Raw genomic sequence first — 8644 nt, 5'->3', positions numbered from 1 at the left:
GACTGGCGAACAGCGTTCGTTCCAAACGGTTCAAATTTCAAACTGAGACACTACCGGTTCAGGAGCAGCGGTGGGCCGAATTGGGTTGCCATTCCAATGCCGCGTGGGAGCGAAGGGATACGGCCAAAATGCACATAAGCGCCGATTGGCTGCACCCTGGTGCCTAAAAAGGCCCCGTTCTCTGTTATCTTGGCGTCGACGTTCTCTTGATATGGCAAAAGTCGATTTTCATATTATTCGCAAACCGAATCGTTGATGCACCAGTGAATCATCTATAGGAAATACAAAATCCATTGGGTTGAATATCATACATCGAAATCTCGGTCACGGTAGTGTAATTATAATTCGAAATATTTCTATTTTCAATATCATAGTGTAACTTTGGAAAAATGCTTATTATTATTTCTGTGTCAGCACTCAATGCTTGTTGATTAACGGAGCAACCCAGGGGGCCTTATGCCCAACCTTATTTCAGAATTTTGTGAATCTGCAATATAAAATCTATCATTTTCAAACATAAGGACACCATATATTGGCGTGACATTGCTTCTTGTATATAATTGACTGTCTTCTGCAAAACGCTGGACTGATACCAAGCCCACGCTAGGCTCCGAGCAGCCGAAAACAAAAAATGTAACCAATTTTAGACACAATGGTTTAATTTCAACCAGTTTGCGTTTAAGCATTCTCTATTCTCCGTCTCGAACTTCATAGAGTTCAATCTGCCCCCAAGCACTTTGAACAAATGATTGTGATGGCGGGAACTCGCTTAACGAGGCCAATACGGATTTCAGTTCTGTCAGACAGGCGTCTGCTTTGCGGTTACCCCATATTTCGCGAGTGTAGTCGAATATCTCCTCAACGGCTTGCGCTGCCGGCTCAGCAAACTCAAGCCGCGCCACGGGTCAGCTTTTCTTGAAGCTTCTTGAACAGCGCCTCACCTTCAATGATGCGTCCGGCGGAGGCAGCCGCCTGTCCGTCGGTGATCTGTTCCAGAACCGCCTCCCGCTTCATCTGTTGCAGGAGGGCGTAGTCCTCCTCCGAAACCATCACGGCGACCGGACGGCCATGCTTCTCGATGCGCACCGGTTCGCGCCGGGCGGTGTCAAGCAGTTCGCCAAAACGATTCTTGGCGTCGGCGGCGGTGAAGGTGCGCATGGTGAGCCTCCAATTGGCTTATTAGTCCAATTTAGCTAATTTGGATAGAAATGGGAAAGGGCGCTTATCGCGCTGAATTGCAGGTTGAAGCCGGGCGAGGCATTCGGCTGGCCCCGATTGCCAATTTCTGGTAGCTTGCAGGGTCTCAGACAAGGAGCGCCTGATGAGCCGCAACACCTCGATCGCGCTGAATGATCAGCTGGCCGCCTATATCGATGCGGAAGTCAGCTCCGGACGGTATGCGTCGGCCAGCGAAGTCGTTCGCGCGGGCCTGCGCCTCCTGCAGGAGCGTGAGGCGCAGCTTGCTGCACTTCGCGCGGCGCTTGAACGCGGCGAACAGAGCGGGCCCGCCGAAACCGTGACAGCCGCAGCGCTACTTGGCGATCTCAAGGCACGGCGCCGTTCAGGTGGCTGAATTCCGCCTGCGACCCGCCGCGCGGGCCGATATCGAGGCGATCTGGGCTGACTCACTTGCAGCCTGGTCCGAAGAGCAGGCTGACGCCTATGTCGAAGGACTGTTTTCCGCCTTTGTATCGCTGGCCGAGTTCCCGCTTGCGGGCAAAGCGATAGACGACGTGCGTCCGGGATACCGCAGCAAGCCGTGCGGTTCACACGTGATTTTCTACCGGGTGCAATCCTATGGCGTCGAGATTGTCCGGTTGTTGCACGCTCACATGCTGGCAGAGCTTCATTTGTAGCGCCGCTTCTGCCTCCTGCCTTGCCATTGCGGCCCCTCACGGTCTATCCGGGCAGGCAAGAACGACATTACAGGGAGGACGCCTTTATGGCGCTTGCATTTGTGTTTCCCGGTCAGGGTAGCCAGACCGTCGGCATGGGCCGTGAGCTGGCAGAGGCTTTCCCGGCGGCCCGCGCGGTCTATGAGGCCGTCGACGAGGCTCTTGGCGAAAAGCTCTCCGCGTTGATCTGGGACGGGCCGATCGAGACGCTGACCCTCACACAGAACGCGCAGCCCGCCCTGATGGCGACCTCGCTGGCGGTGATGGCCGCCCTGAAGGACGGGTTCGGCATCACCGTCGATGCGGCCAAATTCGTCGCCGGTCACTCGCTGGGCGAGTATTCGGCTCTTGCGGCTGCCGGTGCGCTGTCCATCTCCGATGCGGCAAGGCTCCTGCGTCTGCGCGGGCTGTCCATGCAGAAGGCGGTGCCGGTGGGAGAGGGCGCCATGGCGGCCATACTCGGCGCTGAAGAGGCCCAGGTGCAAAAGGCGGTCGAGGCTGGCTCTGCTGCCGGTGTTGTCCAGATCGCCAATGACAATGCGCCCGGCCAGATCGTCATTTCCGGCGCGAAGGCAGCCGTGGAAGCCGCCATTGAGGCCGCGAAGGCCGACGGCATCCGCAAGGCCATGCTGCTGCCCGTTTCCGCGCCCTTCCATTGCACGCTCATGCAACCGGCGGCCGATGCCATGGCTGCAGCGCTGAAAGATGCCAGCATCAAGGCACCGGGCGTGCCGGTGGTAACGAACGTCTCGGCCGGTCCGGTCAGCGACCCGGAAACCCTCCGCGCCCAGCTTGTCGAGCAGGTCACGGGCCGCGTCCGCTGGCGCGAAAGCGTCATCTGGATGGCCGGCGAGGGCGGCATCACCCGCTTTGCCGAGGCCGGGGCGGGCAAAGTGCTCTCGGGCATGCTCAAACGGACTGTCGACGGCGCGGAAGGCGTCGCTCTCAATTCCCCGGCCGATCTGGAAGCCTTTGCGGCTGCATTCGAAGGAAACGCGTAAGATGTTCTCACTTGAAGGAAAAAAGGCGCTCGTCACCGGCGCGACCGGCGGTCTGGGCAGCGAGATTGCCCGCGCGCTTCACGCGCAAGGGGCGAGCGTCGCGCTCTCCGGCACGCGCGCCGAGGTGCTTGAGGCACTGGCCAAGGATCTGGGTGAACGCACGGCCGTCGTGCCGTGCAATCTTTCCGATGCCGAAGCCGTGGACAATCTGCCCAAGGCCGCTGCAGAGGCGCTGGGTGGTCTCGATATCCTGATCTCCAATGCCGGCGTCACGCGCGACCAGCTCCTTATGCGCATGAAGGACGAGGACTGGGAAACGGTCATCCGCGTCAATCTGGAAGCCCATTTCCGTCTGTGCCGGGGCGCGATGCGCGGTATGATGAAAAACCGCTGGGGCCGGATCATCGGCATTACCTCGGTCGTCGGCGTGACGGGCAATCCGGGCCAGGCAAACTACGCGGCGTCGAAAGCCGGCATGATCGGCTTTTCCAAGGCGTTGGCGCAGGAAGTCGCCTCGCGCGGCGTGACGGTGAACTGCGTGGCGCCGGGCTTCATCGCATCGCCGATGACCGATGCGCTCAACGAGGATCAGAAATCGGCCATTCTGGGCCGCATTCCGGCCGGTGATCTCGGCAAGGGCTCCGACATTGCGGCGGCGTGTGTGTATCTCGCCAGCGAGGAAGCCGGCTACGTCACAGGCCAGACATTGCACGTCAATGGCGGCATGGCCATGATCTGACGCGCCAGGTGAGTCGCGTCTCGCGGGGGGCGCGTCTTCGCGCTGGCATCAAGCCGCTCAGGTTGCTAGCCTTGTCTCGAGGGGCGTGTTATCAGCCGCAGCCTTAACGGGCCTCGCGCACTCGCGCAGGTCCTGTCCAGTCAGGGGGCACAAGGGGTCGAACGGCCTCGCCCGGAAATTTAGATAAAGGGTCCGTCATGTCTGACGTTTTTGATCGCGTTAAGAAGATCGTCATCGAGCACCTCGACGTTGAAGAAGACAAAGTCACCGAAAAAGCCTCCTTCATCGATGATCTCGGCGCGGACTCGCTGGATAATGTCGAGCTGGTCATGGCGTTCGAGGAAGAGTTCGACATCGAAATCCCCGATGACGCGGCCGAGCACATCCAGACCGTGGGTGACGCGGTGAAGTTCATCTCCGAAAAAGTCGGCTAGGCCGGTTCCCGGACGATGTCCAAGCGTCGTGTAGTCGTCACCGGTCTCGGCATCGTTTCCCCGCTCGGATGCGGGCTGGAACATGTCTGGGCAAGACTTCTCGCAGGAGAATCCGGGCTTGCCCGGGTTACCCATTTCGAGACGGAGGATCTGCCCTGCCAGATTGCAGGTGTGATCCCCCGGGTGGATGGCCGCAATGAGGGCGGGCCAGACGTGGCCGGATCGTTCGATCCGGACGCGGTAATGCCCGCCCGCGACGCCAAGCGTATCGACGATTTCATCCTTTACGGCATTGCCGCCGCTGACGAGGCCATCGTGCACTCGGGCTGGCAGCCGAAAGATGAGGCGGCGCGCGAACGCGCCGGTGTCCTGATCGGTTCAGGCATTGGCGGCCTGCAGACGATGTATGATGCATCGATCACCCTGCACGAGCGTGGTCCGCGCAAGCTCTCTCCCTTCGTCATCCCGGCCATGCTGATCAATCTGGCGTCCGGCCAGGTGTCGATCCGGCACGGGCTGAAGGGTCCCAATCATTCGGTCGTCACGGCCTGCTCCACCGGCGCCCACGCCATCGGTGATGCGGCCCGCCTGATCGCCTATGGCGATGCGGACGTGATGGTGGCCGGCGGCGCCGAGAGCGCCATCACGCGGCTCGGCTTTGGCGGCTTCTGTGCTGCACGGGCCATGTCCACCGGGTTCAATGACAATCCCAAGGCCGCTTCGCGCCCCTACGACAAGGATCGTGACGGCTTCGTCATGGGCGAAGGCGCCGGGGTTGTGGTTCTTGAAGAATACGAGGCGGCAAAGGCCCGCGGCGCGATCATGTATGCCGAAGTCGTCGGCTATGGTCTTTCCGGCGACGCCTATCACATCACGGCACCGGCCGAGGATGGCGATGGCGGCTTCCGCTCGATGAGCGCAGCGCTGAAAAGCGCAGGCCTCACCCCTGCCGATATCGACTATGTCAACGCGCACGGCACCTCGACGCCAAAAGGTGACGAGATCGAGCTCAAAGCCGTCGAGCGGCTTCTCGGCTCGCACGCATCCAACGTCGTCATGTCATCGACCAAGTCGGCGACGGGCCATCTTCTGGGTGCAGCCGGCGCGATCGAGGCGATCTTCTCGATCCTGGCCATTCGCGACGGTATCTGTCCTCCGACGCTGAACCTCGACAATCCGTCGGTGGAAAGCCCGATCAATCTGGCGCCGCACAAGGCGGTGAAGAAGCCGGTGCGCGTGGCGCTGTCCAACTCGTTCGGCTTTGGCGGCACCAATGCCTCGGTCGTGCTCAAGGCTGTCGACTGACGCGCGCCAGAGCGGGCGAGAGGTCTGGTCGCAGTCATGAACCGGCAGAACACACCCGCCAGCCGAGACGTGAGCAAGGGGTTGGGGCCGTTGCGACTGATCATCATCACGATTTTCCTGCTTGGCGCGCTCGCCCTCCTCGGCGGCGCAGCGATCGTCGGCGGCTATGCCTGGCTCGGCTATCAGTTCACGGCGGAAGGCCCGCTCGAGGATGACACCGTCATCCTGCTGGAGCGTGGTTCCAGCGTGCGCGCAATCGCTTCGCGGCTTGAGGCGGAAGGCCTCATCACTGACGAACGGATATTCCTTGCGCGCCTGCGCATTGACGAAGAGCTGGGCCGGGAACGTGCGCCGATGCGGGCGGGCGAGTTTGCCATTCCGGCGCGCGCATCCATGGCAGAGATCTATGACATCCTCGCATTTGGCGATTTCATCCAGCACCCGGTGCGGGTGCCCGAAGGCCTGACCACGGCCATGATCGTGCGCATCGTCGAGGCGTCAGAGGTACTGACCGGCGAGATTGAGCGCGTGCCGCCTGAGGGCAGCCTGCTTCCCGACACCTATCTGGTGGACCGGGGCACGCCGCGTCAGGCCGTTCTGGACCGGATGGAGGCGGCTCAAGACCGGCTTCTTGACGCCTTGTGGGAAACGCGCGACCCCGATCTTCCCTTCACTACGCGCGAGGAGGCGGTGAACCTTGCCTCCATCGTGGAGAAGGAAACCGGCATCGCCCATGAGCGCCCGATGGTGGCCGGCGTGTTCGTGAACCGCTTGCGGCGCGGCATCCGCCTGCAAAGCGACCCGACCATCATCTACGGGATTACGGGCGGCGAACCGCTGGGGCGCGGCATACGCCGGTCGGAACTCGACGACACGACAAACCCCTACCACACCTATCATATTGACGGTCTGCCTCCGACGCCGATTGCCAATCCGGGCCGCGATGCGATTGCCGCCGTCCTCAATCCGCCGCCGACCGATTACCTTTTCTTCGTGGCAGATGGCACGGGCGGTCATGCCTTTGCCCGCACGCTGGCGGAGCACAACCGCAATGTGGCGCGCTGGCGCCAGATCGAACGCGAACGGGCGCGCTCCGGGGGTGGGCGGTGAGCGGTATCCTGTCCGGCATGACGGGCTTTGCCCGCGCCAGCGCGCCTGACGGAGCGTTGAGCGCCGAGGCCCGGTCGGTCAACGGGCGCGGCCTCGACATGCGCCTGCGCCTGCCGGATGCGTTCTCCCATCTTGAGGCGGAAGCGCGAGCGCGGATCAAATCCGCCTTCGAGCGCGGCTCGATCACCATCAATGTCTCACAGGAAAAGACGGCGTCCGGCGACGGCGCGCTCCACATTGACGAAGCGCGCCTGCGCCAGCTCGCGCTTGCGGGCCGGGACCTGGTGGAGCAGGGCGTTGTCGCGCCGGCGCGCCTTGACGGCCTGCTGGCGCTGCGCGGCGTGATCCTCAGCGAGGAGGCCGCGCCGGCTGGTGCCGACACGGAAGCCGCCGATGCGCAGTGCCTTGCCCTGCTCGATCAGGCGATTGGCGCGCTTCTGGCTGCCCGGCGTGATGAAGGCGCGCAGTTGAAGAGCGTGCTGGACAGCCAGATCAACGAAATCGAAGCCCTGAAAAAGCAGGCCGCCGCGCATCCGGCCGCCACGCCGGAGGCTATTCGCGACCGGCTGAAGCAGAAGATCGACGATCTGCTGCCCGGCGGGATCGACCCGGATCGTCTGGCGCAGGAAGCGGCCCTTCTGGCGGTAAAGGCCGATGTGCGCGAGGAGATCGACCGGCTCACCGGCCATGTCGAGGCGGCGCGGACGCTTCTGGCAGGTGGCTCGCCCTGCGGGCGCAAGCTCGATTTCCTGGCCCAGGAATTCAATCGCGAAGTGAATACGCTCTGCTCGAAATCGGCTGACCGTGGCCTGACGGAGATCGGCCTTGCCATGAAGCATGTGGTCGACCAGTTCCGCGAGCAGGTTCAGAATCTGGAGTAGTCTCATGCCTGTCGGATCGCTTTCAGGGCCGGTTTTCCGTGGCCAGCGGCGCGGCCTCATGCTGGTGCTGTCCAGCCCGTCGGGTGCAGGCAAGACAACGCTGTCGCGCCGCCTGATCGCGTCCAATCCCGATCTTGTGCTGTCGGTCTCGGCGACCACCCGTGCGCCGCGCCCCGGCGAGGTGGACGGGCAGGACTATATCTTCCTGACCGAGAAGGAGTTCGAGCGTCAGGCCGAAAACGACGAGTTCTACGAGTATGCGCGCGTGTTCGGGCACTATTACGGAACGCCCAAGCGCCCGGTCGAGGAAGCGCTGGAAGAGGGCCGGGATGTTGTCTTCGACGTGGACTGGCAGGGCGGACGTGCGCTCGCTGCCGGGGCGCCGCAGGACTGTGTGAAGGTGTTCATCCTGCCGCCCTCGCTGAACCTCCTTCGCGACCGCCTGACCAAGCGCGCGCAGGATTCGGCCGAGGTCATCAATGGCCGGATGGCCCGCGCCAAGGCCGAAATCGAGCATTGGGACGAATATGACTATGTCATCCTCAATGACGATTTCTCCGAGGCGCTGGAGCGGCTCTCGCTGATCCTGCACGCCGAACGCCTGCGCCGGGTGCGCCATCCCTGGCTTGAGGGCTTTGTCAGCGCATTGATGGACGAAGGTTAATCTGCCGGCAGCTTGCGGCGCCGGTCTGGCCGGGCCTAGTCTTTCCCCTCCTTGGACAGGAGGGCTGTTTTCATGAAATTCCTTGATTTCCTGACGCAGCGCGCGGCGATGGCCGCTGGCGCCGTCATGCTTGTGCTGGCCCCGCTATCGGGCGCAGCGCAGGCGCAATCTGTTCCCCGCTACGATGCGGAGGCGTTTTACGCCACGACCAGCTTCTCGCTGGGCAGCGCGTCAGGCCATGTTTTCAGTGCCGATGAGGGCCACCTCCTCATCAGCTCTGATGAGACAGGCGTCTTCAATGCCTATGCGCTGGACCCGGAGACCGGTGAGCGCACGGCGCTGACCGCCTCGGACAGCAATGCGATTTTCGCCGTCAGCTGGTTTCCGTCAGATGGCCGTGTGCTGGTCACCGCCGACGAGGGCGGCAACGAACTGAACCATGTCTATGTGCGCGAGCCGGACGGAAGCCTGCGCGACCTGACGCCGGGCGAGAACGTGAAGGCGAATTTTGCAGGCTGGTCGCAAGATGGCTCGCAATTCTGGATCATGACCAATGAGCGCGATCCTGCCGCCTTCGATCTCTATGCCTACAATACCGATGACTACGCCCGCACG

The 8644-nt window shown here is 62.2% G+C and carries 11 protein-coding genes; 10 read left to right on the top strand and 1 reads right to left on the bottom strand.

Features of this window, described 5'->3' with window-relative positions:
• Nucleotides 1–888 precede the first annotated feature (888 nt).
• Nucleotides 889–1158, bottom strand: coding sequence for a type II toxin-antitoxin system Phd/YefM family antitoxin (locus tag ACTS2Z_RS13085; RefSeq protein WP_442573650.1), 270 nt, complete (start codon nucleotides 1156–1158; stop codon nucleotides 889–891).
• A 160-nt stretch (nucleotides 1159–1318) separates the two neighbouring features.
• Between ACTS2Z_RS13085 and ACTS2Z_RS13080 the strand changes: the two genes are divergently transcribed.
• From ACTS2Z_RS13080 to ACTS2Z_RS13035, 10 genes are all read left to right on the top strand, one after another.
• Entirely contained in the window at nucleotides 1319–1573 is a 255-nt protein-coding gene (locus ACTS2Z_RS13080; protein WP_442573651.1) for a type II toxin-antitoxin system ParD family antitoxin, read from the top strand.
• Nucleotides 1566–1856: a type II toxin-antitoxin system RelE/ParE family toxin gene (locus tag ACTS2Z_RS13075; protein WP_442573649.1), complete on the top strand. Its 291-nt coding sequence runs from the start codon at nucleotides 1566–1568 to the stop codon at nucleotides 1854–1856. Before ACTS2Z_RS13080 ends, ACTS2Z_RS13075 begins: the two co-directional genes overlap by 8 nt.
• Nucleotides 1857–1942: 86 nt before the next feature.
• A complete protein-coding gene (fabD, locus tag ACTS2Z_RS13070; protein ID WP_442573648.1) occupies nucleotides 1943–2896 on the top strand; it encodes an ACP S-malonyltransferase in 954 nt (317 codons plus the stop codon).
• Nucleotide 2897: 1 nt separating this feature from the next.
• Nucleotides 2898–3635, top strand: coding sequence for a 3-oxoacyl-[acyl-carrier-protein] reductase (fabG, locus tag ACTS2Z_RS13065; protein WP_442573647.1), 738 nt, complete (start codon nucleotides 2898–2900; stop codon nucleotides 3633–3635).
• 197 nt (nucleotides 3636–3832) lie between these two features.
• Entirely contained in the window at nucleotides 3833–4069 is a 237-nt protein-coding gene (locus ACTS2Z_RS13060; RefSeq protein ID WP_036511926.1) for an acyl carrier protein, read from the top strand.
• A gap of 15 nt (nucleotides 4070–4084) precedes the next feature.
• On the top strand, nucleotides 4085–5374 hold the full coding sequence (gene fabF / locus ACTS2Z_RS13055) for a beta-ketoacyl-ACP synthase II (RefSeq protein ID WP_442573646.1): 1290 nt from the start codon (nucleotides 4085–4087) through the stop codon (nucleotides 5372–5374).
• A gap of 36 nt (nucleotides 5375–5410) precedes the next feature.
• Nucleotides 5411–6484 carry an endolytic transglycosylase MltG gene (mltG, locus tag ACTS2Z_RS13050; RefSeq protein ID WP_442573645.1) on the top strand — a complete coding sequence of 358 codons (1074 nt, stop codon included), beginning with the start codon at nucleotides 5411–5413 and terminating at the stop codon, nucleotides 6482–6484.
• Nucleotides 6481–7365 (top strand): YicC/YloC family endoribonuclease, encoded by an 885-nt coding sequence (locus ACTS2Z_RS13045; protein ID WP_442573644.1) that lies wholly within the window; start codon nucleotides 6481–6483, stop codon nucleotides 7363–7365. The genes mltG and ACTS2Z_RS13045 overlap by 4 nt, the downstream gene beginning before the upstream one ends.
• Nucleotides 7366–7369: 4 nt before the next feature.
• The gene (gmk, locus tag ACTS2Z_RS13040; RefSeq protein WP_442573643.1) at nucleotides 7370–8029 is read left to right on the top strand and encodes a guanylate kinase; all 660 of its coding nucleotides are present in this window, start codon (nucleotides 7370–7372) and stop codon (nucleotides 8027–8029) included.
• Nucleotides 8030–8101: 72 nt separating this feature from the next.
• A partial coding sequence (locus ACTS2Z_RS13035) for a TolB family protein (protein WP_442573642.1) occupies nucleotides 8102–8644 on the top strand: 543 nt, incomplete at its 3' end.

It is taken from the genome of Glycocaulis sp. (assembly GCF_052168375.1).
Classification (GTDB): domain Bacteria; phylum Pseudomonadota; class Alphaproteobacteria; order Caulobacterales; family Maricaulaceae; genus Glycocaulis.
This window is presented reverse-complemented; position numbering and strand designations above follow the sequence as displayed.